This is a genomic window from Alloactinosynnema sp. L-07 (assembly GCF_900070365.1).
Lineage (GTDB): Bacteria > Actinomycetota > Actinomycetes > Mycobacteriales > Pseudonocardiaceae > Actinokineospora.
In genome coordinates this window covers 1211404-1237381 of record NZ_LN850107.1, presented here as the reverse complement: position 1 = coordinate 1237381, position 25978 = coordinate 1211404, and the positions used below count along the sequence as shown (strand labels likewise).

At 69.8% G+C, this 25978-nt stretch carries 23 protein-coding genes; 11 read left to right on the top strand and 12 right to left on the bottom strand.

Annotated features, from left to right (window positions below; all coding sequences use genetic code 11):
* Positions 1–8 precede the first annotated feature (8 nt).
* The gene (locus tag BN1701_RS05925) at positions 9–863 is read left to right on the top strand and encodes a patatin-like phospholipase family protein (RefSeq protein ID WP_054046239.1); all 855 of its coding nucleotides are present in this window, start codon (positions 9–11) and stop codon (positions 861–863) included.
* Positions 864–949: 86 nt separating this feature from the next.
* Here BN1701_RS05925 and BN1701_RS05920 read toward each other — a convergent pair whose 3' ends face one another.
* From BN1701_RS05920 to BN1701_RS05910, 3 genes are all read right to left on the bottom strand, one after another.
* Positions 950–2884 carry a S9 family peptidase gene (locus BN1701_RS05920; RefSeq protein WP_054046237.1) on the bottom strand — a complete coding sequence of 645 codons (1935 nt, stop codon included), beginning with the start codon at positions 2882–2884 and terminating at the stop codon, positions 950–952.
* 328 nt (positions 2885–3212) lie between these two features.
* Positions 3213–3542 (bottom strand): GNAT family N-acetyltransferase, encoded by a 330-nt coding sequence (locus BN1701_RS05915; RefSeq protein ID WP_369800497.1) that lies wholly within the window; start codon positions 3540–3542, stop codon positions 3213–3215.
* A gap of 130 nt (positions 3543–3672) precedes the next feature.
* Positions 3673–4683: a TerC family protein gene (locus BN1701_RS05910; RefSeq protein WP_054046235.1), complete on the bottom strand. Its 1011-nt coding sequence runs from the start codon at positions 4681–4683 to the stop codon at positions 3673–3675.
* 412 nt (positions 4684–5095) lie between these two features.
* On the opposite strand from BN1701_RS05910, the gene BN1701_RS05905 reads away from it, so the two are divergent.
* The 3 genes from BN1701_RS05905 to BN1701_RS05895 all read left to right on the top strand — a co-directional run bounded on the left by BN1701_RS05905 (position 5096) and on the right by BN1701_RS05895 (position 10123).
* Positions 5096–7948: a CocE/NonD family hydrolase gene (locus BN1701_RS05905; protein ID WP_054046233.1), complete on the top strand. Its 2853-nt coding sequence runs from the start codon at positions 5096–5098 to the stop codon at positions 7946–7948.
* A 157-nt stretch (positions 7949–8105) separates the two neighbouring features.
* Positions 8106–8987, top strand: coding sequence for an ABC transporter permease (locus tag BN1701_RS05900; protein ID WP_054055655.1), 882 nt, complete (start codon positions 8106–8108; stop codon positions 8985–8987).
* Between the two features lie 50 nt (positions 8988–9037).
* Positions 9038–10123, top strand: a complete 1086-nt coding sequence (locus BN1701_RS05895) for a DnaJ domain-containing protein (protein WP_054046230.1) — start codon at positions 9038–9040, stop codon at positions 10121–10123.
* Here the strand turns inward: BN1701_RS05895 and BN1701_RS05890 are convergent.
* Together BN1701_RS05890 and BN1701_RS05885 are read right to left on the bottom strand one after the other, a co-directional pair.
* Positions 10120–10908: a hypothetical protein gene (locus BN1701_RS05890; protein WP_067520553.1), complete on the bottom strand. Its 789-nt coding sequence runs from the start codon at positions 10906–10908 to the stop codon at positions 10120–10122. The genes BN1701_RS05895 and BN1701_RS05890 overlap by 4 nt on opposite strands.
* On the bottom strand, positions 10905–11135 hold the full coding sequence (locus BN1701_RS05885; protein ID WP_231949500.1) for a hypothetical protein: 231 nt from the start codon (positions 11133–11135) through the stop codon (positions 10905–10907). The genes BN1701_RS05890 and BN1701_RS05885 overlap by 4 nt, the downstream gene beginning before the upstream one ends.
* Before the next feature lie 282 nt (positions 11136–11417).
* Between BN1701_RS05885 and BN1701_RS05880 the strand changes: the two genes are divergently transcribed.
* From BN1701_RS05880 to BN1701_RS33970, 4 genes are all read left to right on the top strand, one after another.
* Positions 11418–12662, top strand: coding sequence for a toll/interleukin-1 receptor domain-containing protein (locus BN1701_RS05880; RefSeq protein ID WP_054046227.1), 1245 nt, complete (start codon positions 11418–11420; stop codon positions 12660–12662).
* A 21-nt stretch (positions 12663–12683) separates the two neighbouring features.
* Positions 12684–13856 (top strand): TIR domain-containing protein, encoded by a 1173-nt coding sequence (locus BN1701_RS05875; protein WP_054046225.1) that lies wholly within the window; start codon positions 12684–12686, stop codon positions 13854–13856.
* A gap of 180 nt (positions 13857–14036) precedes the next feature.
* Complete coding sequence (locus tag BN1701_RS05870; protein ID WP_082859671.1) at positions 14037–14879, top strand: helix-turn-helix transcriptional regulator; 843 nt, start codon at positions 14037–14039, stop codon at positions 14877–14879.
* 6 nt (positions 14880–14885) lie between these two features.
* Positions 14886–15065 (top strand): DUF397 domain-containing protein, encoded by a 180-nt coding sequence (locus BN1701_RS33970; protein WP_172803193.1) that lies wholly within the window; start codon positions 14886–14888, stop codon positions 15063–15065.
* Here BN1701_RS33970 and BN1701_RS05865 read toward each other — a convergent pair.
* From BN1701_RS05865 to BN1701_RS05855, 3 genes are read right to left on the bottom strand one after another with little or no spacing between them, the layout of a single operon-like run.
* The gene (locus BN1701_RS05865; RefSeq protein WP_054046220.1) at positions 15039–16988 is read right to left on the bottom strand and encodes a VWA domain-containing protein; all 1950 of its coding nucleotides are present in this window, start codon (positions 16986–16988) and stop codon (positions 15039–15041) included. The two genes, BN1701_RS33970 and BN1701_RS05865, sit on opposite strands and share 27 nt — an antisense overlap.
* Positions 16985–18391, bottom strand: coding sequence for an ATP-binding protein (locus BN1701_RS05860; protein ID WP_231949499.1), 1407 nt, complete (start codon positions 18389–18391; stop codon positions 16985–16987). Before BN1701_RS05860 ends, BN1701_RS05865 begins: the two co-directional genes overlap by 4 nt.
* A gap of 52 nt (positions 18392–18443) precedes the next feature.
* On the bottom strand, positions 18444–19616 hold the full coding sequence (locus BN1701_RS05855) for a low temperature requirement protein A (RefSeq protein WP_082859670.1): 1173 nt from the start codon (positions 19614–19616) through the stop codon (positions 18444–18446).
* Positions 19617–19700: 84 nt separating this feature from the next.
* Here BN1701_RS05855 and BN1701_RS05850 point away from each other — a divergent pair, with 84 nt between their 5' ends.
* The 3 genes from BN1701_RS05850 (at position 19701) to BN1701_RS05840 (ending at position 21965) form a co-directional block, all read left to right on the top strand.
* Entirely contained in the window at positions 19701–20177 is a 477-nt protein-coding gene (locus tag BN1701_RS05850; protein WP_054046216.1) for a YcxB family protein, read from the top strand.
* Between the two features lie 39 nt (positions 20178–20216).
* Positions 20217–21011 carry a hypothetical protein gene (locus BN1701_RS05845; protein WP_054055653.1) on the top strand — a complete coding sequence of 265 codons (795 nt, stop codon included), beginning with the start codon at positions 20217–20219 and terminating at the stop codon, positions 21009–21011.
* 384 nt (positions 21012–21395) lie between these two features.
* A complete protein-coding gene (locus tag BN1701_RS05840) occupies positions 21396–21965 on the top strand; it encodes a hypothetical protein (protein ID WP_157367783.1) in 570 nt (189 codons plus the stop codon).
* Between the two features lie 365 nt (positions 21966–22330).
* Here the strand turns inward: BN1701_RS05840 and BN1701_RS05835 are convergent, their stop codons facing one another.
* The 4 genes from BN1701_RS05835 to BN1701_RS05820 form a co-directional block, all read right to left on the bottom strand.
* Entirely contained in the window at positions 22331–23353 is a 1023-nt protein-coding gene (locus BN1701_RS05835; protein ID WP_157367782.1) for a ferrochelatase, read from the bottom strand.
* Between the two features lie 8 nt (positions 23354–23361).
* Positions 23362–24129 carry an enoyl-ACP reductase FabI gene (gene fabI / locus BN1701_RS05830; protein ID WP_054046210.1) on the bottom strand — a complete coding sequence of 256 codons (768 nt, stop codon included), beginning with the start codon at positions 24127–24129 and terminating at the stop codon, positions 23362–23364.
* Positions 24130–24156: 27 nt separating this feature from the next.
* Positions 24157–24861, bottom strand: a complete 705-nt coding sequence (gene fabG / locus BN1701_RS05825) for a 3-oxoacyl-[acyl-carrier-protein] reductase (protein ID WP_054046208.1) — start codon at positions 24859–24861, stop codon at positions 24157–24159.
* Between the two features lie 627 nt (positions 24862–25488).
* Positions 25489–25968, bottom strand: coding sequence for a GtrA family protein (locus tag BN1701_RS05820; protein WP_054046206.1), 480 nt, complete (start codon positions 25966–25968; stop codon positions 25489–25491).
* Between the last annotated feature and the right edge of the window lie 10 nt (positions 25969–25978).

The following is a 25978-nucleotide window of genomic DNA, read 5'->3' as shown; positions in this document are numbered from 1 at the left end:
GACCGCCGATGGAACTGCCCCGCCCGGTCGCTTTCGTGCTCGGCGGCGGTGGCAGCCTGGGCGCCATCCAGGTCGGCATGCTGCGGGCCCTGGCCGAACGCGACATCACGCCGGACCTGGTGGTGGGCACGTCGGTCGGCTCGCTCAACGGAGCCATGATCGCGATGGAGGGCACGCCGCCGGTCGACCAGCTGACCAAGATCTGGACGTCGATGACCCGGCAGGCGGTGTTCCCCGGCAGCCTGCTCGGCCAGGTGCGCACCTTCCAGCGGACCAAGACCCACCTGTTCCCCAACAACGGCCTGGCCGCGGTGATCGACGCGGCCATCGGTCCCGACGCGACCTTCGCCGACCTGCGGCTGCCGCTTGGCGTGGTGGCGATGGATGTGGCCACCGCGCAACCCTGGCTGATGCGGTCCGGCCCGCTCCGCCCCGCGGTACTTGCCAGCGCCGCGATCCCCGGTATCTACCCGCCGGTCGCGCACGACGGCATGCTGCTCTACGACGGCGGCGTGGTCGCCAACGTGCCGATGCGACAGGCGGTCGCGATGGGCGCGAAGTCGTTGGTGGTGCTGGATTGCGCGTTCCCCGGGCGCCTGCCCGAGCAGCCGCAGACCATGGCCGAGATCGTGCTCTACACCGCGATGGTGACCATGCGCCAGCAGGCGGTGCTGGAGGCGCCGATGATCGCGGGCGACGTGCCGGTGGTCTACCTGCCGGGCCCGCCGCTGATCCGGGTCACCCCGCTGGACTTCACCCACACACCGGAACTGATCGGCGAGTCCTATGTGGTCGCCAGCACTTTCCTGCACGGGCTGGAGATCGACGGCCCGGGACTGTACGGCGCCCCAGGCCGCGTCTGATCACCTGTAAGGAAACTGCGGTAGGCATGCTGCGGGCCCCACGCTCGGCCGCGGTGACGAGCCGCCCGCCCGGAGGGCGGGCCATGTCACAGATACCTTGACCACCAGTCGAGAACGGCGTCGAAGCGCTGCTTGCGGTGGCGCGGCTGGCCCGACCGGGTCAGCTCGTGGCCCTCGCCGGGGAACAGCAGCATCTCCGCGGGCACGCCGTTGCGGCGCAGCTTGACGAACATGCGCTGCGCCTGATCGACCGGACAGCGGTAGTCCTGCTCGGAGTGCGCGATCAGGAACGGCATGTCGATCTTGTCGGCGTGCGTCAGCGGGCTCATGTCGTGCTGGGTCTCCGGGTCGGGACCGCAGTAGGAGTCGGCGAACCACCACCCGATGTCCGAGGCGCCGACGAAGGAGTCCCAGACGTTGACCGCACGCTCGCTCCACGCCGCCTTGAACCGCGGACCGTGGTGCGCGGCCAGCCAACTGGTCATCCAGCCGCCGTACGAACCGCCCATGATGCCGACGCGGGTGGAGTCCAGGTCTGGGCGCTCGAGGGCGGCGTCCAGCACGGAAAGCACGTCGTCGACGTCCACGGTACCCATCGCGCCGATGATGGCGCGGCCGTGTTCCTGCCCGTAGCCCGCCGAACCGCGCGGGTTGGGCAGCACGACGGCGTATCCGGCCTCCGCGTACACCTGCGCCTCGTCGAACAGGCCCCAGCCGTAGTACATGAACGGGCCGCCGTGCACCGACAGGATCACCGGGTGCGGGCCGTCGCCCTCGGGCAGCACGAGCCAGCCGTGCGTGCCGTAGCCGTCCGGCGCCGACCCCTTGATCTCGATCAGCGGGCGGATCCCGCGCTCCCGCAGCGGAGCGGACAGATCGGTCAGCCTGTTGGTCTCGTCGCCCGAGACCAGCACCACGTCACCCATGCTGTCCCAAGTGGACACCACGGCCACCGCCCGGTCGTCGTCGGCGGCGAATCCCTTGACCTGGCCCTGACTTCCGGCGACGAGCGTCAGGTCGGACAGAACCGCTTCCGCCGCACCGATGTCCACCCGGCGCAATTCCACCGCACCCTGGTTCCGGACGCCGACCAGGATCCCCCGCGACGTCACCACGGGCCGACCGGCGGCGATGTCGCAGTCGACGGTCTCCGGGTCGGTCAGCCTGCGCGACTCGCCGTGGACACCGTCGAGCCGCAGCGGAACCGCCCACAGCCCGGCGTTGTTGGCGACCGCGATCGACCCGTCGTACGCCTCACCCAGGTAGGCCACCATGCCGTCCGCGGTGACCACGGGGTGGGCGAGCGTGCCCGCGCTGCGCGCGACCAGTACCGGCGCACCGCCATCGGCGGGCACCGCGTACAAGTCGTTATACGTAGTGCCTTCGGCGCCCCAATCCCGCCGGGCGCTGACCAGCACATGCTGCCCGGACGGCGTCCACGCGGGGTCCCCTGGCTCGGCGAAACCCTCGGTGAGCGCGGTCGGCACCGCGTCGGCCTCGCCGGTATCCACCACGAACAGCTGCGCGCAGCGGTCGGTGACATAGCCCGCGTCGTCCTGCCGAAAATCCAGCCGAGTGATCAGCCGCGGCGCCTCGGACTGCGCGTCCACGGTCCCGTCGGGCCCCTCCGTGCCGTAGCGACCGGGCTCCGGAATCCGCGCGACAAAGGCGATCCGCCGCGAATCGGGCGCCCACACCGGCGCGCCCGCTCCCAGCGGCAGCCCGGTCACCGCCCGCGCGTCGCCGCCGTCGACCGGCATCACATAGACCTGCGGCTTGCTGCCCTGCTCGGCCACGCGAAGAAACGCGACCTTCGTCCCGTCCGGCGAGATGGCCGCGGCCAAGTCGCGGAACCCGTGCGTGAAGTCGTGGGCGGACGCACCATCGAGGGGGACGCGGCGAAGGCCGCCCCGATAGGCGTTCAGGCCGATATCCGGTGTGGAGACGCCAACAAGCAGCAGATCCCCACGCATGGCGGGCGCACCGGGCGCCGCCAGCAGTTCGATGTCCTCTGGGCGCACCCGCTGACCGTACCGGACTGTTAGCGGGCCTTAGGACCGTCGATTATTCCCACTAGTTGACCGATAAACTGTTTAGTACGGCTCTGACCAGGCAGTATGGAGTTTGTGACCTTGTCCGGCCGCCGTCAGGCCGCGTCAGCCGATATGGCTTTCCGGGCCGGGGCGAAAATCTTGTCTGATGCCGCACGCGCGCACTGGTGGCTTGTCGAACGTTTCATTGACTGTCGAGAGTGGAATACTCCGATCTTTCGCCGCATGGCCAAAGTGAGCACGTCGCCAGGTCCATGCCCGCAGCGCGACAACCCGCCGAGCAGATCAGCTCGGACCGTCAGCGCACCAGTTCGTTGGCCAGGAGGTCCATCAGGAGGCCGTCGTGCCAAGTGCTGTCTGGGCCACGCTCGTACTCCCGCATGATGCCGACCGGCCGGAACCCGACTTTGGTGCAGCAGCGGATCATTGCCGCGTTGTCAGCTGCCGGGTCGATGACCGGACGGTGATAGCCGTGGGTGTCGATGAGATGGCAGGCCAGTGTACGTATGGCGTCGGCGCCCAGCCCCCTGCCGTGCACGGTGGGATCAAGAAAGATGTCGATGCCGGCGTGCCGGTAGTCCTGGACAGTTGGGCGGAGGGCGACCGAGGCACCACGCAGCACGGTCATGACCATGGAACTTACGCGAGCCTGGCCGCACGGGTCGCGGAAACCACCACCCCGAAACACAGCAAGGCGGCCCAGGTTCCCCCGAAGGAGACCCGGGCCGCCAGGCCGTCTACAAGAATCCGCGCTGTTTCTAGAGCTTCTGCTCCGCGGGTTCGGTGATGTCGCTCGAATTGGAGTCGTCGCGGCGGGTTTTGATGAGGCTCGCGACGGTGGTGATCACGAGGACGCTGACGATCACCGAAAGCGACACCTCGATGCCGATAGTGGGCACCGAGAGCGCCTCGCCGCCGTTGATGAACGGCAGGGTGTTGGTGTGCAAGGCCTCAAGGACGAGTTTCACGCCGATGAAACCAAGGATGACCGCCAGGCCGACCGACAGGTAGACCAGCTTCTTGAGCAGGCCGCCGAGCAGGAAGTACAGCTGGCGCAGGCCCATGAGTGCGAAGGCGTTGGCGGTGAAGACCAGGAACGGTTCCTTGGTCAGACCGAAGATCGCCGGGATCGAGTCCACCGCGAAGAGCAGGTCGGCGGTGCCGATGGCGATCATGACGATGAACATCGGGGTGACGAAGCGCTTGCCGTCGAGCTTCACGAAGGACTTGGCGCCGTGGTAGTTGTCGGTGACCGGGAAGACGCGGCGCGTCAGCTTGGTCATCGCGTTCTCCTGGTACTCCTCGTCCTCGCCCATGCCGGTACGAGCCAGCTGCCAGGCGGTGTAGACCAGGAAAAGACCGAAGAGATAGAAGACCCAGCTGAACTTCGCGATCGCCACCGCGCCGACGGCGATGAAGATGCCGCGCATCACCAAGGCGATCACAATGCCGACCAGCAGGACTCGGTGCTGGTGGATCTTCGGCACCGAGAAGGCCGACATGATGATCAGGAAGATGAACAGGTTGTCGACCGAGAGGGAGTATTCGGTGATGTAGCCCGCGAAGAACTCACCCGCGTACTGCGCACCGGAGAAAGCCCAGATCGCGGCGCCGAAGGCGATCGCGCAGGCGATGTAGAACCCGACCCACCGCCCGGCCTCACCGACGGTGACCTCGTGCGGTTTGCGGTCGACGATGAACAGGTCGATCGCGAACAACACGATCAAGCCGCCGATGGTGGCGAGCCAAGCCCAGGCAGGGACTACCATTGATCAAACCTCCGGTGTACGGGCGCATGCCGACAACCGGAGGTCTCTTCCGCCGATCCGCCGACTTGCGGCTGGATCGACCACCGGCCCCGGGATCCCGAGGGATCCGTGCTGACGAGACCGGTGCGAAGGAATACTCCCCTCCGACACTTGCTGTGGGTCGATTCTTCCCTGTCCAGGTCAAACGCACCAGACGGGCCCCCTGTTCCACCCATTGGTGTACGTCACAGTCCCGCTGTCCCGCCTCCCCGGAATTCTTAGGCCGGGTCGCCTACCAGGGTCCAGGCTGCGATAGGTGGGCAACCGTGGTCGGCTGCCGTCACGGTCCCCTTAGGTGACGGCTGGATGCGCGCATCCGCTGGTCAATAGGCTGCTGGGAGCGTTCTCAGGTTGGGTCCAATACGGTTCTGACGTGCCCAGTCTTCCCCGAATCCGGCCGCGCCAGGCGATCACCGCCGTTCTGGTCGTCGCCGTCGCCGTCGCAGGCGTTGTCTGGCTGAATCGGACGGACGAACCACCCGCCGTCCGCACCAGCGACGCCATGGTCGACCTGCCGTCCGCCCAGGCGGGCGTCGCCGCTGTGTCTCTCGACACCACCCTCTACCTGCCAGAACAGACCCCCGCCCCGGCGGTGCTGGTCGCCCACGGGTTCGGCGGCAGCAAGCAGAGCGTCGACTCCGACGCCCGCGAGCTGGCCCAGCGCGGATTCGTGGTGCTGGCCTGGTCGGCGCGCGGGTTCGGCCGCAGCGGCGGCCAGATCGCGCTGAACTCCCCGGACGCGGAGGTCGCCGACGCCCGCGGTCTGGTCGACTGGCTGGCCAAGCGCCCCGAGGTGCAGCTCGACGGCGCCGACGACCCCAGGGTCGGGGTGACCGGCGGGTCCTACGGCGGCGCGCTGTCGCTGCTGCTCGCGGGCACCGACAAGCGGGTCGACGCGCTGGCCCCAGTGATGACCTACAACGACCTGAGCCAGGCGCTGCTGCCGAACTCGGCCACCACCGGCGCGGTCGCGGGCTCGCCGTCGGCCAACGCCTTCGCTGCCGACGGGGTGTTCAAGCGGTCCTGGGCGGGCATCTTCTTCGCCGCGGGCATGGGCGCGGCCGGGCTGGCCAACCCCACCACCGAGGCCACCGAGGCGGGCACCGACGAGGACCGCGAAAGCGGCGCGGTGCCGGGCGCCGCCCCGATCGACACCGGGGCGAGCGAGCGCGGGCCCCGGATCCAGGGTGACGGCAACCCGTGCGGGCGGTTCGTCGAGGCGGTGTGTCGGGCATACGCGCAGGTCGCGACCACCGGGCGGGCCAACCAGCAGACCATCGACCTGCTCAAGTCGGTCTCCCCCGCCTCCGTCGCCGACAAGATCACCCAGCCGACGATGCTGGTGCAGGGCGAGCAGGACACCCTGTTCGGCCTCGACCAGTCCGACGCCAGCGCCCGGCAGATCAGCGCGGCGGGCGGCAAGGTCAAGCTCGTCTGGTTCACCGGCGGCCACGACGGCGGCAGGCCAGGCAAGGACCTGCGCGCCGAGATCGCCGACTGGTTCGACTTCCACCTGCGCGGGCGCGGCACCGACCCGGGCACCCCGTTCGAGTACGCCGTCCAGGGCGCGCTGCGGGCACAGGGGGCGCCGTCGGTGCGCACCGTGACCGCGGCGGCCTACCCGGGGCTCGGCGGCGACGCGAGCACCGAGCGGCGGCGGATCGCGGTCAACGGCGAGCCGCAGACCGTGGTCAACCCGCCCGGCGGCAATCCGGCCTCGATCAGCAGCATGCCCGGCCTCGGCGCGGTCATCAGCGGCTCGTCGCGGCTGTCCGGCCGGGTGTCGATCGACCTGCCCGGCCAGTCCGCCCGGTTCGCCAGCGCGCCGCTGTCGCAGCAGTTGCTGATCGCGGGCGCGAGCACGGCCAAGCTGCGGGTCTCGACCATGCCGAACCTCCCCGCGCCCGACGGCGCGGTGCTGTTCGCCAAGCTCTACGACGTCGGCCCGGACGGGATCCGCACGCTGCCGGGGTCGGCGGTGTCGGCCTTCCGGGTGCCGAACCTCCCCGCCGACGGCACGCCGGTCGAGGTGACGGTGTCGCTGCCCGGCATCGTCCGTCCGATCGAGACCGACCACCGGATCGAGCTGGTGGTCAGCACGACCGACCAGGCCTACGCGACGCCCGCGCAGCCCGCCGCTTACAAGATCGAGATGGCCGACCCACAGCTGGCGGTGCCGGTGGTGCCCGGCGCGCGGTCGAGCACCGCGCCCCCGTCCGGGCCGCTGATCGGGATCGCGATCGTGCTCGGGCTCGGCGTGCTCGCCGCCATCGTCGGCGCGATCCGCAGACGGCGTGAGGACGACGTCGACGCCGAGCTGACCGACGTGCCGCTGGTGATCGAGAACCTGTCGAAGTCCTACCCGGGCGGCCTCAAGGCGGTCGACTCGCTGTCGTTCCGGGTCGAGCGCGGCCAGGTCCTTGGCCTGCTCGGGCCCAACGGCGCGGGCAAGACCACGACCCTGCGGATGCTGATGGGCCTGATCTCGCCCAGCGGCGGCCACATCCGGGTGTTCGGCCACAAGATCTACCCCGGCGCCCCGGTGCTTTCGCGGATCGGCTCGTTCGTCGAGGGGGCGGGCTTCCTGCCGCACCTGTCCGGCCGGGCCAACCTGGAGCTGTACTGGGCGGCCACCGGGCGCCCGCTGGAGCGGGCCCACTTCGGTGAGGCGCTGGAGATCGCGGGCCTGGGCGGGGCGGTCGACCGCAAGGTCCGCACCTACAGCCAGGGCATGCGGCAGCGGCTGGCCATCGCCCAGGCGATGCTCGGCTTCCCGGACCTGATGGTGTTGGACGAGCCGACCAACGGACTCGACCCGCCGCAGATCCACCAGATGCGCGAGGTGCTGCGCCGCTACGCGTCCACCGGGCGCACGGTGCTGGTGTCGAGCCACCTGCTGGCCGAGGTCGAGCAGACTTGCGACCACGTGGTCGTCATGCACCGCGGCAAGCTGGTCGCCTCCGGCGCGGTCGACGAGATCGTCGCGGGCGGCGGCGAGGCCACCTTCCGGGTCGACGACCCGGCGTCGGCGTCCGAGGCGCTGCGCGGGGTCACCGGGGTCAACGCGGTCACCATCGAGGGCGACCTCGTACACGCCGACCTCGACGGCCTGCCCCGCTCGGCGGCGCTGACCGTGCTGGTCAAGGCGGGGGTCGCGGTCGAACAGGCCGGTCCGCGCCGCAGACTCGAAGACGCGTTCCTTCAGCTGGTCGGAGATGGGTCATGAGCGAGCTCGCGAGCGAATCAATGTCACAGTGTTTGGAACGCGACCGAGCGCGCGAGGTGACCCGATGACGGATAACGGCCATAAGGAAGGGCCTGTGGTGGTGAGCGGTCGGGAGACGGTCAGCACGGTCCACACCGACCCTGGCGCGATCGACGACATGGAGGTGGCGGCCGGACTGGAGTCCACGTCGTTCGGTGCCGACGGCGCCGTCGAGGGCTTCACCTCCCGCCGCACCCTGCCGCTGCGCGTGGAGCTGGTCCGCCAGCTCCGGCGCAGGCGCACGCAGTTCCTCATCGGGTTCCTGGTGCTGCTGCCGTTCCTGCTGTGGGCGGCCTTCGAGTTCGGCACGTCGTCCAACGCCAACCGGTCCGGCGGGTTCGTCGACCTGGCCACCGCGTCGGCGCCGAACTTCGTCGTGTTCGTCCTGTTCGCCACCGGCGGCTTCCTGCTCCCGATGATCGTCGCGCTGTTCTTCGGCGACACGGTGGCGTCCGAGGCGTCGTGGTCGAGCCTGAAGTACCTGATGTCGATGCCGGTCCCACGGCACCGGTTGCTGCGGCAGAAGGCGATCTCGTCGGGTCTGCTGTCGCTGCTGTGTCTGGTGCTGCTGCCCGCGGTTTCGCTGGTGGTCGGCATCGTCTTCTACGGCACCGGCGAGGCGGTCAGCCCGATGGGCGACGCGGTGTCCTTTGAGGACTCGCTGCTGGCGATGGTGTTCGCGGTCATCTATATCTCGATCAACCTGCTGTGGGTGGCCGGCCTGGCCCTGTTCCTGTCGGTCACCACCGACGCCCCCCTCGGCGCGGTCGGCGGCGCGGTCCTGGTCTCGATCCTGTCCCAGATCCTCGACCAGATCACCGCGCTCGGGAACATCCGCGACTACCTGCCGACGCACTTCTCGTTCGCCTGGTCGGACCTGATCTCCACCGACATCGACTGGTCGAACATGACCAAGGGCGCGTTCTCCGCGGTGGTCTACGCGGGGGTGTTCTTCTTCCTGGCCTCGCGCCGCTTCCGGACGAAGGACATCACGAGCTGATTCGGCACGCCACGAACGCCGCTGCCGGGGCGGTCTGAAAGGATCGCCCTGTGGCAGAGGTCGACTACTACGAGCTACTCGGCGTCCGCAGGGACGCGTCGGTTGGGGAGATCAAGTCGGCGTATCGGGCGCTGGCGAAGGTCATGCACCCCGACGCGGGTGGCACGGCGGGGACGTTCCGGCTGTTGAAGGCCGCGTACGAGACGCTGGTCGACTCGCGCAAGCGGGCCGAGTACGACCTTGGCGAGCCCGCGGCGGCGCCGGAGTCGCCGCGGCCGCGGGCGCGCAGGCGGATGTACCGCGACGAGCCCGCGTATACCCCGCGCGGGTGCGACCTGCCGCCGTCATCGCTGTCGTGGTGGCACCTGACCAAGCACCAGCCGCGGATCGGGTATGTGCGGACGCCGGGCCACGCGCCCGCGGCGGCCGCGCTCGTCGGGGGTGCGCTGCTGGCCATCCCGCTGCTGCTGCCGCCACTGTCGACACCCGTGCTGGTGACGTGGTTGACGCTCTTGGTCGGCGCGCTGGCGGCGACAGCGGTCCTGCTGCGCGCCTATGTGACCGCCGCGCGCGGACACAAGGCGGCCCTGGCCGAGTTCGGCGAGCGGACGGTGTTCGGCGAGGCCGACGAGGAGCCGGTCGGCGAGCGGCTGACCGCCGAGCTGCTGGTCAACTACCTGGCCCGGCTCCCCGGCGCGCGGGTGTTCCACGGGCTGTCGCGGCCGGGTTCGGTGTTCGCCGACATCGACCATGCCGTCCTCTGTGGACACAGGCTGGTGCTGGTCGAGTCGAAACTGTGGCTGCCCGGCCACTACGAGATCGACGAGGACGGTTCGATCTGGCGCAACGAGCACCCGTTCCGCGGCGGCACGACGAACCTGTTCGCCGCCGTCGCCGCATTCCAGGACCACCTGCCCGACGTGGACGTTCGCGGGGTGCTGCTGCTCTACCCCAACCGGCGGGGCCGGCTGACCGCTGACGACACGCCAGGACTCGGCGTCAGCGCGATGGTGCCCGACCAGTTCGTCCGCGACATCGGCGACTGGCTGTCGGTGGACTGCGCGACCGTCGACCAGCGGGTGCTGCGGGCCGTGCGGGCCCGCGTGATCCGCGAACCCGACGCCGCCACCGCTTAACCGTTTAGCGCCTCGGCGAGGGGTCCGAGTCTGTCGAGCACTCCAACTCGCTCAGCGATCGCGGCGAAGTGGGCCCGCTGCTCGGGCGAGTGCTGCCGCACTTCGGCGGCGAGCCTGGTCAGGCCTGCCTTGTCCAGGTTCCTCAGCACCGGCAGCACTGCCTCGCCCAGTTCGTCGGACGCCTCGGCGAAGACGCGGGCGACCTCGGCGACCTTGGCGTCGGGGATCATCGCGAAGATCTCGGCGAAGCGGTCCTCGACCTCACTGAACGCGGCCGTGCGCAGGATCGCCTCGGTGTCGAGGGCCTCGACCGTCGCCTTGAGCGCCGACGCCGGGAGTTCGCCGATGAAGCGGCCCATCGTCACGTAGTCGCCGCGGCGGGCCAGTTCGGTGCCGACCGCGACGACCGGGCCCGCGGGCAGGGCGGCGAGCACGCCCGCGGCGCGGCGGGGGTCGAGTTCGGCGGCGACGTCGGCCAGGAAGTCGACCGGGAGCCTGCCCGCGATGTCGATGGCGCGCTCGGGCTCCAGGACCCCCGCGACCCGCGCGCACAGCAGCGGTCCGAACGCCTTCTGCGCCACCGCGGCCGTCACCCCGGTCGGGACCAGCTTGCTGGCCGCCGCGATGCGCTCGAAGACGGCACGGTTGGCGTCGAAGAGCACGTCGGTGGCCTTCTCCCGCAGCACGCGCAGGTCGGACACCGGCAGGTCGGCGAGGTAGGCGAACCGCTCCGGCTGGTCGCCGAGGAGGCGGGCCAGCTTGGCGATCTCGGTGGCGGCGGTCACAGCCCGATCACCTTCCGCACGACCGGCCGGATCAACCGCGGCACGTGGCTCAGGGAGGCCTCGGTTGCCTGCATCAGATGCTCGGTCTGGCGCCTGCGCGCGGTGCGCACGGCCCCCGCCAGGTCCCAAAGAGCGTCGGCGTCGAGCTCCTCGACGCTCGCGGGCAGGGTCCCGCGCAGCTGCTTGCGCAGTTCGGCGACCGCGTCGTCGCCACGTTCATCAGTCACTTCGACCTCCATTGGCGTACCAACGGTACGTCATGGTGGGTGGTCACAGACCGCGACGCTCCGGTCGTTACCAACGGTTACATTGCAATGTGAGACATATTTGTGTCACCTCGGCGCAAAAATCACACACTGTTGTCACAACCGCCTCCGGCCTGCGATATGTCTGCGACGGACCGAAGCGATCAGCGGGGCGCTAGGGCCTTTGGTCCCTGTCCGTCGAACAATTACACAAATAGCGTGCGTGCACTTCCGCATCACAGCCAGTGAACGTGAGACCCCCCGATGCATGTATTCATCAGCTACGCCCGACGCGACCAAGCATCGATCTCGCAACTGCGCGCGGACTTCGAACGACTCGGCCACTACGTCTGGTTCGACCGGGAAAGCCACGGCGGACAGGACTGGTGGGACGACGTCCTGGCCCACGTGCGCGGCTGCGTGGTCTTCGTCTTCGCCATCTCCCCCGACTCGGTCCGCTCCAAGGCCTGTCTGGCCGAGCTGCGCTACGCCGAGGCCCTCAAGCGGCCCGTGCTGCCCGTGGTGGTCCGCCGCGTGCCCAAGTCCGAGATCCCCGATGGGCTGACCGCCGGGCTGGTCGACTACTCCGACCGGTCGGCCGAGACCGCGATCGCCCTGCTCAAGGCGTTCAACGCGCTGCCGATGGCCAAACCGCTGCCGCAGCGCATGCCCGCCGAACCCGAGATCCCCACCTCCTATCTCAACGCCTACCTCGACCGCATCGACGCCGACGAGATCGCCGACGCGGACCAGGTCGAGCTGCTCGCCGCGCTGAAGGTGCGACTGGGCGACGAGCAGGAGCGCGCCGACGTCTGGGACCTGCTGGTGCGGCTGCGCGGCAGGCCGGGGCTGACCCGCCAGGTGGCCGACGAGATCGAGCAGGTGCTCGCCCCCGGCTGGCAGCCCGACCCGCACGAGCGGTTCGAGGCCCGCTACTGGGACGGCCAGGTGTGGACGACGCTGGTCGTGCAGAACGGACAGGAGTTCAACGACCGGAGCAAGCCGCCGCAGGTCAACCCGCCGCGCCCGCGCGGCGAGAAGACCGACGAGCTGGTCATGCCCTCCGCCCCCGTGCGCCGCGAGCCCGCCGCGGTGGCGGTCAAGGCCAAGCGCCGGGTGCTGCCGTGGGTGGTGGCCGGGGCGGTCGTCGCGGCGGCCGGAGGGGTGACGGGCGGGCTGCTAGTGTTCGGCAGCTCCTCGGCCGACCCCGAGGCCGCGACCCGGATCGCCCGCAACTTCGTCGACGCGGTCAACACCCGAGACGACAAAGCGATGCAGCGTTATGTCTGCGCGCGGGACCTCAAGGAGAACAGCCACCTCTACGGCGCGTTCTTCGACACCGCCAATGTCACGCTGGAGAGCGTCAACATCGACGGTGCCGATCCGAGGTTCACCATCCTGGCCGCCCGCACCACTGGCAACTCGTCGGTAACATTGAACATCCCACTCGCCGACGAGAACGGCGAGTGGCGGGTGTGCGACATCAGTAAGGCGCTCTCTGGGCGCTGACGCGCGGTGGGCGGAGTAGTCATGCAGGTGTTCGTCAGCCACGCTGAGCCGGAGCGGGACCTCGCGGCGAAGCTGCGGGCCGACCTGGCGGGCATGGGCAACCAGGTCGCGTTCGACCGCGGCGTGTCGACCGGTCCGACCTGGTGGGACGGCGTCCTGCGGCGAATCCAGCGCTGCGACGCGGTGATCTTCGTGCTCTCCCCCGACTCGCTGCGCTCGCCCGGCTGCATGGCGTCGGTGCGCTACGCCCGGCAGCTGCGCAGGCCGGTGCTGACGGTGCGGGCACACCCGATGGCGGTCCCGGCCGAGCTGGTCGACACCGAGGTGTTCGACCCCGTGGTCGCGGGCGCCGACCGGGCCCGCGCGCTGCGCATGGCCCTGCTCAGCCTCCCGCCCGCGCCGCACCTGCCCGATCCGCTGCCCCGCCCGCCGCTGGTGCCGTATCTCGACGCGTACTTCGAGCTGCTGGACCAGCCCTCGATCGAACGCGCCGAGCAGCACGCCATGCTGGCCGAGCTGCGCCAACGCATGCGCGACCAGTCCGAACAAGCCGCGGTGTGGAGCCTGCTGGCCCAACTGCGCGGCCGCTCGGACGTGGCGCCCGGGGTCGCGGAGGAACTGGAGAAGATGCTCGCCCCCGGCTGGCGCCCGGACCCGGAAGGCCGCGTCGAGCGCCGGTACTGGGACGGCCAGGCGTGGACGACCCTGGTCCGCCACGACGGCCGCGAGTTCAACGAACGCCGGGTCCCGCCGCCGGACGCGAGCTGGCCGAGCCAGAGGATCCCCGCGGTGACCGGCACGTCCGCGGTGGCAGGCGCGGCGAGTCGGATCGACCGACGCAAACTGCTCGCAGGCGCGGTGGCGCTCGTGCTGGCGGCCGGTGTGGTCGTCGGGAGCGTGCTGTTCTTCCGCGAAGAGCCGGTGAGTCCGATCAGGACGGCGCGGGTGTTCGTGGACGCGGTGAACGTCCAGGACACCAAGGCGTTGGCGGGGGTGACGTGCGCGTCGGACAAGAACCGCACGGATCAGGTGTTCCTGGCGGGCGGCTTCCGGCTCACCCTGGAGAGTGTGGACGGAGAGTCCGACCGGCCGACGTTCACCGTCCTGGCCACCGACATGAGCACCGGCGGGGTGGACCGGCGGACGTTCCCACTGATCCAAGAGGACGGCGAATGGCGCGTCTGCTCGCTGTAGTGGATCACGCGCAGCGGGTGTCGGGCGCGGGCAGGGTCAAGGAGATCAGGTAGTCGTCAAGGATCCCTGCCAAGGTGGGTCGGTGAGCCGGTATCAGGTGTTACGGCCGTTTCGTCACCTGAAACGCGTCAGCCGATTGTGCGGGTTGCGGGTCGCGGGGGTTGAGGGTCTCATTGGGACATGATCAGCAATCGGCAGCCCGCCCGGATGCGGGCCTTGGGCATGGAGTTGGCGGCGGCTCGGGTCCACACGGGCAAGACGACAAAGCAAGCGGCCAAAGGAATCGGCACATCGCCATCGACCGTAAATCGCACGGAGAAGGCAAACCGTGTCGCACCTGCCACTGATGTGGCTGGCCTATTGGCCCTCTACGGGATAACCGGGCCAGACCGACAGAGAATCCTTGAGTTGGCGGAGAACCTGGACGCCAACGAGTGGCTGGAAACCGGCGACCGCCTTCCCCGGCTGCTGCCCGTCTTGGCGGGCTTCGAGTCGCAGGCGAGGACGCTACTCGAGTTCTCCCCGAGCCTGATCCCTGGGCTGCTGCAGACGCCCGCCTACATCAGGGCCCTTCACGCAGCCGCAGGCGTCTTCGGCGCGGAGCAAGACGCGAAGGTTGAGGCACGGCTCGACCGGCAACAGATCCTGGCCAAACTTGCCGCGCCCCACTACACCGCGATCATCGATGAGGCGGCGCTTCGGCGCCCGTGCGGCGGACCCGAAGTCATGGTCCAGCAGATCAATTGGCTGATCGGCCGGGCACAGCTGCCACACATCCGCATTCATGTCATCCCGTTCCGGCACGGGACTCACCCCAACCCCGGCCCGTATTTGTGGATGGGATTCGCGAGCCAGTCACCTATCGTCTACGTCGAGCACTTCGGCGTGGCGGGGTTCATCGATGCGCCTGATCGCATCAAGAAGTTCGAAGATCTGACTGCTACCCTGATGGGGTTCGCGCTGGGGTCCGCCGATACGGTGAACTTCCTGACCAGGATGGCGGCCGATTTCGAACGGAGCTGAAACAGGGTGCACGCAGTGTGGCGGAAGTCGAGCTTCAGCGAACCGAACGAAGCCAACTGCGTCGAGATCGCCTTCGCCACGGATGTCCGGGTGCGGGATTCCAAGAACCCTGATGGCGGCACGCTCCGCATTCCTGAGGCCTCGTGGTCGCCCCAGGCCCTAGTGGCGAGGTTTCCTGTTGCCTAGGTAGTCCCCCACCACCGCCGCTCCCAGCCCGTCCAGGTCCGGATGGATCACCCGACCCCGGCCGCGCCTCGCGATCATGTCGACGAACTTGGCGAGGTTCTCGTCCTCGCCCAGCATGAAGACCGTTACCGATGCGCCCAGTTTGGCCAGTGCGTCGACTTCCGTCAGGGTCTTGGACAGCGTCCGGGGGGTTGTGGGGTACATGAACTCGGCGTGGCCGTCGGGTTCCAGGTGTGCCGTGGGCTCGCCATCGGTCACCACCAGGACCACCGGGTTCGCGTCCGGGTTGCGGCGCAGGTGTCTGCCCGCGAGCAGGAGCGCGTGGTGCAGGTTCGTGCCCTGTTCCCACACCCCCTCCATCGCCGTCAGCTCATCGATGTCCACTGTGGACGCGTGGCGACCGAAGGTGATCAGCTGGAGCTCATCCGAGCGGAAGCGGGTGCTCACGAGGTGGTGCAGCGCGAGCGCCGTTCGCTTCATCGGGACCCAGCGGCCGTCCTGGACCATCGACCACGACGTGTCGACGCACAGTGCGATCGCCGCTCGCGCGCGTTGCTCGGTCTCGATGACCTCGACGTCCGACACATCGATCCGGACATCCCCGCCGGTCGACGCCGTCCGCAGCACGGCGTTGCGGACGGTGCGGGAGACCTCCCAGGGTTCCGAGTCGCCGAACGTCCACGGGCGGGAGGCACCGGTGGGTTCTCCGGCCGCGCCCGCGCGGGCGGTGTCACGTTCTCCCCGACGCGACCGCAGGGTTCCGATCACATCGGACAGTGCTGTCTCGCCCAGGCGACGCAAAGCCTTGGGGGACAAGTGGAGTGAGCCGTCAGCCGCACGTTCCAGCAGGCCCTGGTCGCGCAGTTCGCGCTCCAGCTCGGACAGGCGGCGGGCGTCGACGCCTGCGTCGTCGCCGAGTTGGCGGGACAGGGCCTCCAAGTCGATGTCCTCCAGGCGGGCACCCGGATAGGACTGGGCCAGCTGTTCGGCCAAGGCGTCCAACTCGGCCAGGTCGGCCATCGCCTGCGCGCCCTCGCCGAGGCCGAGCGGGTCTTGGCCGCGGAAGCGGGCCGACGACGTCCAGTCCTCCCCCGGACGCAGCGCGCGCAGGTTGGCATCCAATGTGGACACTTGGTCGGCGAGGCGCGGGTCGCCGAAGGCGGCGGCCATCAACTCGGACAGCTCGGCGCGCTGCTGGGCGCTCATCGAGTTCATCATGCGCTGGGCGGCGGCGGCTCGGGCGGCCAGCGCGTCGATCAGTTCTTCGACGGTGCGCGGGTTCTCGGGGAAGAAGTCGCCGTGGGCGGCCATGAAGCGGTCGAACTTGTCGGTCGTGTCCTCGCCGCGCAGGTGCGACAGCAGCAGGTCGTTCAGGTCGGCGATCATCCGGCGGATGCGTTCGGCGTCCTCCGGAGTGACGTCGCTGAGCGCCTGTTTCATCCCCTGGAACCGCGACTCCATCAGCTCTTGGCCGAGCTTGTCGCGGATGCGCTGATACGCCTGACGAGCCTGCTCGGACCGCCAGTCGTAGTCGGCCAGTTCGCGCACGGCCGCCGCCGTCCCCGGGGGCAGCGCGTCAAGCTGGGTCTCGCGGAAGCGGGCGTCGTCGGACGGATCGGGGAACAGCGCCGTCCGCTCGGCCGCCAGCGCCTCGTCGAGCAGGGCGCGGACCTCGCTCAGTGTGCCGTCGAGGTTGTGGCGGCGCTGGATGCGGGCGCGGCGCTCCCAGAGCCTGCGGGTCAGCTCGTCGAGGCCCGCGGTGTCACCAGTGCCCCGGCGCAGTAGCTCCTCGAGGGCGGACCGGGGCGACGAGCCGTCCATGACGTCGCGGCCGAGCTGTTCGAGGGCCTCGCGCAGGTCGACCGGCGGCGCCAGTGGATCCGGGCCATCGTGCCACGGTCCATAGTGGAATCCGCGGGTCATGGCCCATACACCGCCGCGCCCGCGGTGGCGTCCTTGGCGACCTTCCGCGTCAGGAACAGGTATTCCAGGGCCAGCTCGACCGCCGAGGCGATCCGGCCGGGGCTGTCGTCTGGCCGCACGTCCACCCGGCCCGCGACCTCGTGCAGCAGCGGCAGCTCCGGCAGCGCGGCGAGCACCTCCGCGCCCGGCACCCGCTCCCCCGTGGCCACCAGCGTGCCGTCGGCGATGACGTCGACCAGCGGCCGCAGGTCGAGTCCGGCGAAGCGGTCGCGGGCGGTCTCGGCGACCGCGCGGCGCAGCAGGTGGGTGAGGTGTTCGGTCTCGCGGCCTTCCTCGCCGGACTCGAACTCCAGCTTGCCGCGCAGCACGTCCGGCACCGAGTCCAGGTCGATCGGCCGGGCCACCGCGGGCTCCTCGCCGATCAGGGCCGACCGGCGCAGCGCGGCGGCCGCCACCGTCTCGGCCGCGGCGACGGCGAAGCGGGCCGACACCCCCGAGCGCTGGTCGATGGCACTGGAGTCGCGCAGGTTGCGCACGAATCGGGCCAGCACCTCCAGCAGCGGGTCGCCCACCTCGGCCACCAGGTGCGCCTCCTGGCGGACCATGGCCACCTCATCGGCGACGGTGGTCGGGTAGTGGGTGCGGACCTCGGCGCCGAACCGGTCCTTGAGCGGGGTGATGATCCGGCCGCGGTTGGTGTAGTCCTCTGGGTTGGCCGTGGCCACCAGCAGCACGTCCAGCGGCAGCCGCAGTGTGTAGCCGCGGACCTGGATGTCGCGCTCCTCCATGACGTTGAGCAGCGCGACCTGGATCCGCTCGGCAAGGTCGGGCAGCTCGTTGACCGCCACGATGCCCCGGTGGGCGCGCGGGACGAGTCCGAAGTGGATGGTCTCGGGGTCGCCGAGGGTGCGGCCCTGGGCGACCTTGACCGGGTCGACGTCGCCGATCAGGTCGCCGACGGAGGTGTCGGGGGTGGCCAGCTTCTCGGTGTAGCGCTCGTCGCGGTGGCGCCACGTGACCGGCAGGTCGTCGCCCAACTCGGCGGCGCGGCGGATCGAGGCCGGGGTGATCGGGGCCAGCGGGTGCTCACCGAGTTCGGCGCCCTCGATGACCGGGGTCCACTCGTCGAGCAGGCCGACGAGGGTGCGCAGCAGCCGGGTCTTGCCCTGGCCGCGTTCGCCGAGCAGGACAATGTCATGAGCCGCCAACAGCGCGCGTTCGAGCTGGGGCAGCACGGTCTGGCCGAAACCGACGATGCCCGGCCACGGGTCGCGGCCCGCCCGCAGCGCGGCGAGCAGGTTGTCGCGGATCTCGGCCTTGACGCCCTTTGGCTCGTGCCCGGCGGCGCGCAGGGCACCGGCGGTGCGGGGAAACTCTTTCGAAGACAGAGCGGGGACGGTCACACCCCGACGCTACGCAGAATCGCCGGGTTGGTCGACATGGAGCCGCTCCAGGTCAGTGCCCGGCGCGGATCTCGGCGCGCTGTTCGCGGTACTTGACCCATTCGTACACGATCAGTGCCACCAGCAGCGCCGCCAGAACCGCCAGCGAGACCAGGGCGGGCAGCAGCGCCATCAGCGGTACCACCGCCACGAGCAGCGCCCCGAGCGCGATCCGGTGGGTCTTGATCATCCGGTTGCACCGCCACGACACCGCGGCCTGAGCCAGCAAATACAGCGCCGTACCGCCGAACATCGCCCACAGCGGCGGGCCGTAGAGCGGATCGGACAGCGTGTGCCCGCTGTCGCCCGCAACGTAGTTGAGGACCTTCTTCATCCCCAGCGCGAGCATCACGATGCCGACGACCATCGGCAGGTGCAGGTAGCTGAACGCGCTGCGGCCCATCCGCGTGCGCTCCTCACCCGCCGCCTCGTGCAGGGCGTGCTCGGACAGGTGCGCGTGGGTGTCGAAGTAGGCCCACCACAGGCAGGCCGACACGGTCAGCCCCAGCGCGGCGGCGATGACGATCGGCAGCGAGATCGGCAGCAGATTGACCCCGACACCGATGGCCACGATCGACTCGCCAAGCGCGATGAGCAGGATCAGCCCGTGCCGCTCGGCGAAGTGCTTGGCCGACTCGATGCGCCACCCGCGCACGCCGATGGCGACGGTGCCGCCGTAGTCGGCCACGATCGCGGCGACCCACAGCAGCGCCTGCGCGGTGCCCGAGGTGTGCGCGGCGATGAGCAGCAGGACCGTGCCGCCCGCCATGGTCGCGCCGAAGCGGACGAGCTGGGCGCGCAGAGCCGCGTCGCCGTGCGCGACGATCCAGAACAGCCACAGGTGCACCAGCCGGACCAGCAGGTAGCCGAAGGCGAACACGGTCGGCCCGTGCAGCCCGCCGGGCAGGTCCGCGAACGACTCCGGGATGGCGATGGCGACGCCGAACATGGCGCCCATCGCCACGAGCATCGCCGTTCGGGCCAGCCCCTCGTCGGCCTGGACCAGATTGGACAACCACGAGTAGCCGACCCAGCACCACCAGACCACGGCCAGCAGCAGCGCGCCGCGGCCCAGGCCTGACCAGGTCGGTTCCTGGGCCATGAACGCGGTGACCTGGGTCAACGCGAAGACGAAGACCAGGTCGAAGAAGAGTTCGAGGTTGGTGGCCGTCGAACTCTCAGCCATCCTCTTCATCCCCGTGGACCTTGCGGACTTGCTCATGGGGGCAATAGTGCACCGGACGGGTGTCGTAAATTGGTCCGGGTGTTGATGAGACTGCGATGGGATCCCGAACCCGCGGACTGGGCCGACGGGATCCGGGCCACCGTGCCGTTCGCCCGCTGGAGCCGGTGGTTCGCGCTGGCGCTCGCGGTCGGCTCGGTCGTGCTGTTCCTCATCGGACAAACCGGACCCGCGGTGTTCGGCCTGGCGAGCGCGCTGGTCATCGCCATGCTGCCCGCCCTCGACGTGTGGCTGGCGTTCCGCCGCGACCCGATCGCGGGTCGGACGGTCACCGCCGATGTCGATGGTCACACCATCCGGATGATGACCGCGGACGGCACCGCGTACAGCGACATCCAGCTGGCTGAGCTGACCGGCTGGGCCGAGACGGAGCGGAACTTTGTCTTGCGCACCGGATCTCGCGGCTTCCACCCGCTGCCTGGCCGCGCGTTCGACAGCACCGAGGACCTCGACCGCTTCCGGGACCTGCTCGTGAGCACCATCGGACCCGCGGGCGGGAGCTGAGAGTCCGGGCCCTGGAGCCGTCGCGTAGCCTTGGGCACCGTGTCAACTCCGAGTGCGACATTCGCGGTATGGGTTTCCGCTTGGCTCAACGGTTCCGCCGCCCCTGACGACGTCCTCGACGCCCTGCTGCACTGGGCCGAACTGCACGACGTGGTCGCCGTCGACGAACCCACCGCCACCGCGCTCGACGTCCCGGTCCGCGGCGAGGCGGGCGGGCAGGTGGCCGGGCTCCTCGCCGCGCTGCGCCGGGCCGACGTGACCGGCGGCAGGCTGGTCCTGCCGGTGGCGGGCGACGTGCGCGGCCTGGGTGGCCGCAGCGAGTTCGCGGGCACCGCGCTGCACGCCGGTGAGGCCGTGGTCCTGCACGGCGCCGCCCTGGGCCTGGTCCCTGAGCCGGTCGCCGACGGCGTCCTGCGCTGGACCGTCTTCGACATCGGCGACGCCCCCGCCGCCGAGCACCTGCCCCTCGGCGAGGCCGAGCACGAGCTGACCGGCGCCATGCGCGTGGCCGCGGGCGTGCTGACCGAACTGGGCGTGGCCAAGCACCGGGCGGGCGTGCGCGAGGAGATCACCGCGCGCGTGGCCCACCGCTCCAACGCGCCATGGCCGGAGGGCACTCCCCCGCGTGCGCTGCGGGTCCTGCAGCGCGCCAACGAGGTCTCGGCGATCCTGGACCTGGCCGCCGAGGACGCCCCCGGCAACGCCGTGTCCGGCTCGGCCGCCCGCCGCCGCGCCGAGGCGCTGCGCCCCCTGAACGACGCGGTGCGCGTCGCGCGGCTCGCGGCGGTCGAGGAAGCGGTGCGGGTCTTCTCCGACCACGCCGACAAGCACTGACCCACCGCGTTCGGCTGCAGGCGGCAGGCGGCCGCCACCCCGCCGACCCGTCCACTGGTTTGGGTCTGGTGAAGGGCGATCCGGAAAACGCCGAATCAGCCGTGAAACGCGGCTTCTCGGACACGGAGCTAATGCCGGGGTCGCCGCGGAAGATTCTTGCGTGCACGAAGCAAATGTCGAAGATCGACGCTTATTGCCATCACACCCATGATCCTGTCCGTTCAACCGAGCGGCACACACCGGCTCCCACCTGGCCTTAAGGGTTTTACCGCGACACGCGGGGCGATCCATAACTCGGTGCTATGGGATGTTGAGATGAGCGATCCCGTGGCGGTTCGCCCAGGATGGGCACATTGAACCAACCGCTGTTACCGGAGTCACACCATGACCGCTCAACTAGTCGATCGGAAGTCGGGGCCTCGACCGCTCGCGCTCGATACCACCCATCTCGGTGCGCTGCAGATGGTCGCGCGCGGTGAAGTGGGCGCGTACGGCACGACATCGGCGCTGCGCCACCGCACCGACGACCTGAGCGCGCTCATGGTCAGTGCCCTGTTCACCCTGCGGCGGGACGGTTTCATCGGGTTCGCCGCCACGGCCGACCCGCGCGACGGCTGGGTGGTCGCGGAGCTGACCTCGGCGGGCGATCGCCTGCTCGACATCTGGCTGCGCCGTGGCCGCCGCTCCCCCGCCGACGCCGCCCGCACCCGCGACTGGTTCGTGCTGCTGCGCTGCGCCCAGCGCGGCGATCTCGGGATGACCGAGACCAATGAGGTCACCGACCGGGGCGAGCCGATCAACAGCAGGCTCACCACCCGGCTTCGGGAACTGATCAACGCGGGCCACCTGGTCATCGGTGCCACCCGCCTGCGCGACTGCCGGCTGGTCACGCTCAGCGAGACCGGCCGGGTGCTCCACAACAGACTCGACATATCCCAGACGACGAGCGGGTGATGATCATGTCGATCATCCCCGACCCTCGCGGCGATGTGTGCTGGGGAACCAGCGCGACATATCGCGGACGGGCACATCTGGTTCCGGTAAGCCGCACGGTGGGCCTGTGCGGCATGCCGGTGGACGCTCGCTTCCGCGCGCGTCCAGGCGAACCACTGATGTGCCCGGAGTGCGCGATCGCGTATGTCACGGCTGTGTTCCCAGCCCGGGCTGCCGCGTCAGACCTTCGGCACGAGGTCCGACTGCGCGCCTAGCCGCCAACCGGGGTGGCGCGGCGGATCCCTGCACCGCCGCGCCACCCCATTTTTTTGATCTGTGGATCCCACCAACTTTGGCATGCCCACATAGCGATGGTGCGTACCCAACTACGTCGGCCGCTTCGGCGGTTCGCAGCACGCCACCGCGCACGGTTCGCCGTTGCGGGTGCAGCCCGCGATCGTGAAGTCCGACAGCTTGCGGACCGGCGCGTCCGCCGTGTGCTCGCGAATCAACTCGACCACCAACTCCGCGAAGCGCGGGTCGGCGCTTGGGGTCGCGGCGCGGGCGAAGTCGATGCCCAGTTCCTTGGCTTTGTCCCTGGCCTCGGTGTCGAGGTCCCACACGACCTCCAGATGGTCGCTGACGAACCCGACCGGACAGACCACGACCGCCTTGGCGTCGAGGGTATCCAGATGCTCGACGATGTCCGGGGCCAGCCACGGAATCCGCGGCGGTCCGGACCGCGACTGCCACACCACGTCGTACTCCGGCGCGCCCAGTTCGGCGGCGACGAGGCGGGCGGCCTCGGCGACCTGGCGGGAGTACCGCCGTCCGCCTTCCTCCGGCGGGCCGCCCGCGCGGTCGGCCGAGTCCGGAACCGAGTGCGCGGTGAAGACCAGCCGGGTCTCGGCGGGCAGGCTCGACGCGGCTTCGCGGACCGCGTCGGCGAACGCGCCGATGAACAGCGGGTGGTCGAAGAACTGGCGCAGCTTGACCAGCTCGGGCGCGTCGGGCACCGCCGCGCGGGCCCGGGCGATGTCCTCGTCGTACTGGCGGCAGGCCGAGTAGCCGCCGTAGGCGCTGGTCGGGAACACCAGGGCGGTCTCGACCCCGTCGGCCTTCATCTGGGCCAGGGTGTCCTCGACCAGCGGGTGCCAGTTGCGGTTGCCGAAGTAGATCGGCAGGTCGATGCCCTGGCGCTCCAGCTCGGCGCGGACGGACTCGATGGCCTCGCGGTTGAGCCGGTTGATCGGGGAGACGCCGCCGAAGTGCTGATAGTGCGCCTCGACCTCGTCGAGGCGCTCGGGCGGCACACCGCGGCCCCGCGTGACGTTCTCCAGGAACGGGCGAACGTCTTGCGGGGCCTCGGGGCCGCCGAACGACAGCCAGAGCAGTGCGTCGACCATGATCGTTGAGGTTAGAGCCCCAGCGCGTGCACGCCGCCGTCGACCCAGACCATCGAGCCGGTGGTGGCGGGCAGCCAGTCGGAGAGCAGCGCGCAGACCGACTTGGCGACCGGGGTCGCGTCGTCGACGTCCCAGCCGAGCGGGGCGCGGTCCTTCCAGCCCGACTCCAGGTCGGCGAACCCGGGAATCGACTTCGCGGCCATCGTGCGGACCGGGCCCGCGGCGACCAGGTTGACCCGGATGCCCTGCGGACCGAGTTCACGCGCGAGGTAGCGGTTGATCGACTCGAAGGCGGCCTTGGCTACGCCCATCCAGTTGTAGGCGGGCCACGCGACGCGCGCGTCGAAGTCGAGGCCGACGACCGACGAGCCGGGGCCGAGCAGCGGCAGCAGCGCCTTGGTGAGCGCCTTGTACGAGTACGCGGAGACGTTGACCGCGACACTCACGTCCTCCCACGGCGCGTCCATGAACGGGGCGCCGAGGCAGGACTGCGGGGCGAAGCCGATGGCGTGCACAACGCCGTCGAGCCCGTCGACGTGCTCACGAACCCGGTCGGCCAGCGTGTCGAGGTGCTCGGCGTTCTGCACGTCAAGCTCGATCACCGGCGCGGGCTGCGGCAGCCGCTGCGCGATGCGCTGCACCAGGCTCATCCGGCCGAAGCCGGTGAGGATCACGGTGGCGCCCTGCTCCTGGGCGGCCTTGGCGACGTGGAACGCGATCGACGAGTCGGTGATCACGCCGGTGATCAGCAGCCGCTTGCCTTCGAGCAGTCCGGACATCGGGGGTCTTCCTCCTGGGGTTGTTCGTCAGTGGCCCATGCCGACGCCGCCGTCGACCGGCAGCACGGCGCCGTTGATATAGCCCGCGGCGTCGGAGGCCAGGAAGGTGACCGCGGCCGCGACCTCCTCGACCTGGCCGTAGCGGGCGGCGGGGACACTGCCGAGGATCTGCTTCTTGCGGTCATCGGAGAGCGCGTCGGTCATGTCGGTCTGGATGAACCCGGGCGCCACCACGTTCGCCGTGATGTTCCGCGAGCCGAGTTCACGGGCGATCGACCGGGCCATCCCGACCAACCCCGCCTTGCTCGCCGCGTAGTTCACCTGCCCAGGCGCGCCCAGCAGGCCGACGACCGAGGAGATGTAGATGATCCGCCCGAACCGCGCCTTGAGCATCCCCCGCGTCGCCCGCTTGGTGACCCGGTAGGCCCCGGTGAGGTTGGCGTCGATGACCCGGGTGAACTTCTCCTCGTCCATGCGCATGAGGAGGGTGTCATCGGTGATACCGGCGTTGGCCACGAGAATCTCGACGGGCCCATGCGCGGCCTCGACCTCAGCGAACGCGGCGTCGATGGCGGCGGTGTCGGTCACATCGGCCTGAACCCCGAGCATCCCCTCCGGCGCCCCCGACCCCCGGTGCGTGATCGCGACCTTGTCCCCCTGCGCGAGGAACGCCTGCGCGATGGCGAGGCCGATGCCTCGGTTGCCACCGGTGACCAGTACCGACCGTGCCATTCCGCTCCCCATCCGCCCACTCACCATGTCGTCCCGTGGAGGCTATCTGGCTACCGTCCCGTAGCCGTCGCTGGCCTATGGGCTGTTGGTCACAGCTCTGACCAGGCACTGACGGCTAGGACAGGTCCCGTTCCCGCACAAGTGTGGACACCGCCAACCTCCGCCGCACATCGTTGTTCGCCAACGCGTCCACGATCACCGCGACCCCGTCAGCGGGCAACGAGCGCACCCTGGTGGAGCTCGCGACTGGACGCCAAGTTCGACGGTCGGCACCGGGTGCGAGATCAACCTCGACTCGGGGCGGGACATGGAAGCGATCGTTCAGCCGCAACAAGCCACCGTCAAACGCACGCCGCGAACCCGTCCCGACGCCGCGGACCTGTCACAGACGCCCGGGATGACCGACTCGACCCGCAGCGAACGCAAGGGCCCGAACGGAACGGCCTGTTTGGGTGGTTCGCCTTGATTCGGGGTAAATGGGCCTAAACTCGCGGTGCGGGTGAGGCTCCGTGACCTCGCCTTTTGACCCGCACAGGCCCATTTTCGGGGTCCCCGAATCAAGGCGAACCACCCAAACAGGCGCCCACCAGCCAAACCGGCCACACCGGCCAACCAGGCCAACCAGGCCTAGTCGGGTTTCACATCCCGAAACACGATCCAACGCATCGCGCAGTACATATAGACCGCCTCACACGCCCCCGCAGCCATGCGGGCCAAGTGATACTCGACGCCCAAAGCCGCCAGACCGCTACCCACGCCAAGGATCCACAAGAGGTAGTTGATGATCACAACCACCACATAGGTCACCGCCTGCGGCCCCATCGGCGCGTGGGAGCGGAAGTTGAAGGCGCGGTTGAGGACATAGCTCAGTCCGAACGCGACCGCGTAGCCCACCGTGATACTCAGCCACAGTGCCCAACCCAGTCCACTATGGAGCACCGTCAACAGCGCCAAGTCCACCAGAAACGTGAACCCGTTGATGACGCCGAAGCCGAGCAGGCTGGGCGGCACGAGACGCGAGAGGCCGAAGGGCAGGCGGCGGACCGTGGCTTCCATGAGGGTGTGGAAACGCTCGCCGCGAGACACGGCGGGTGAAGCGGGATGCATGCCGCCAGCC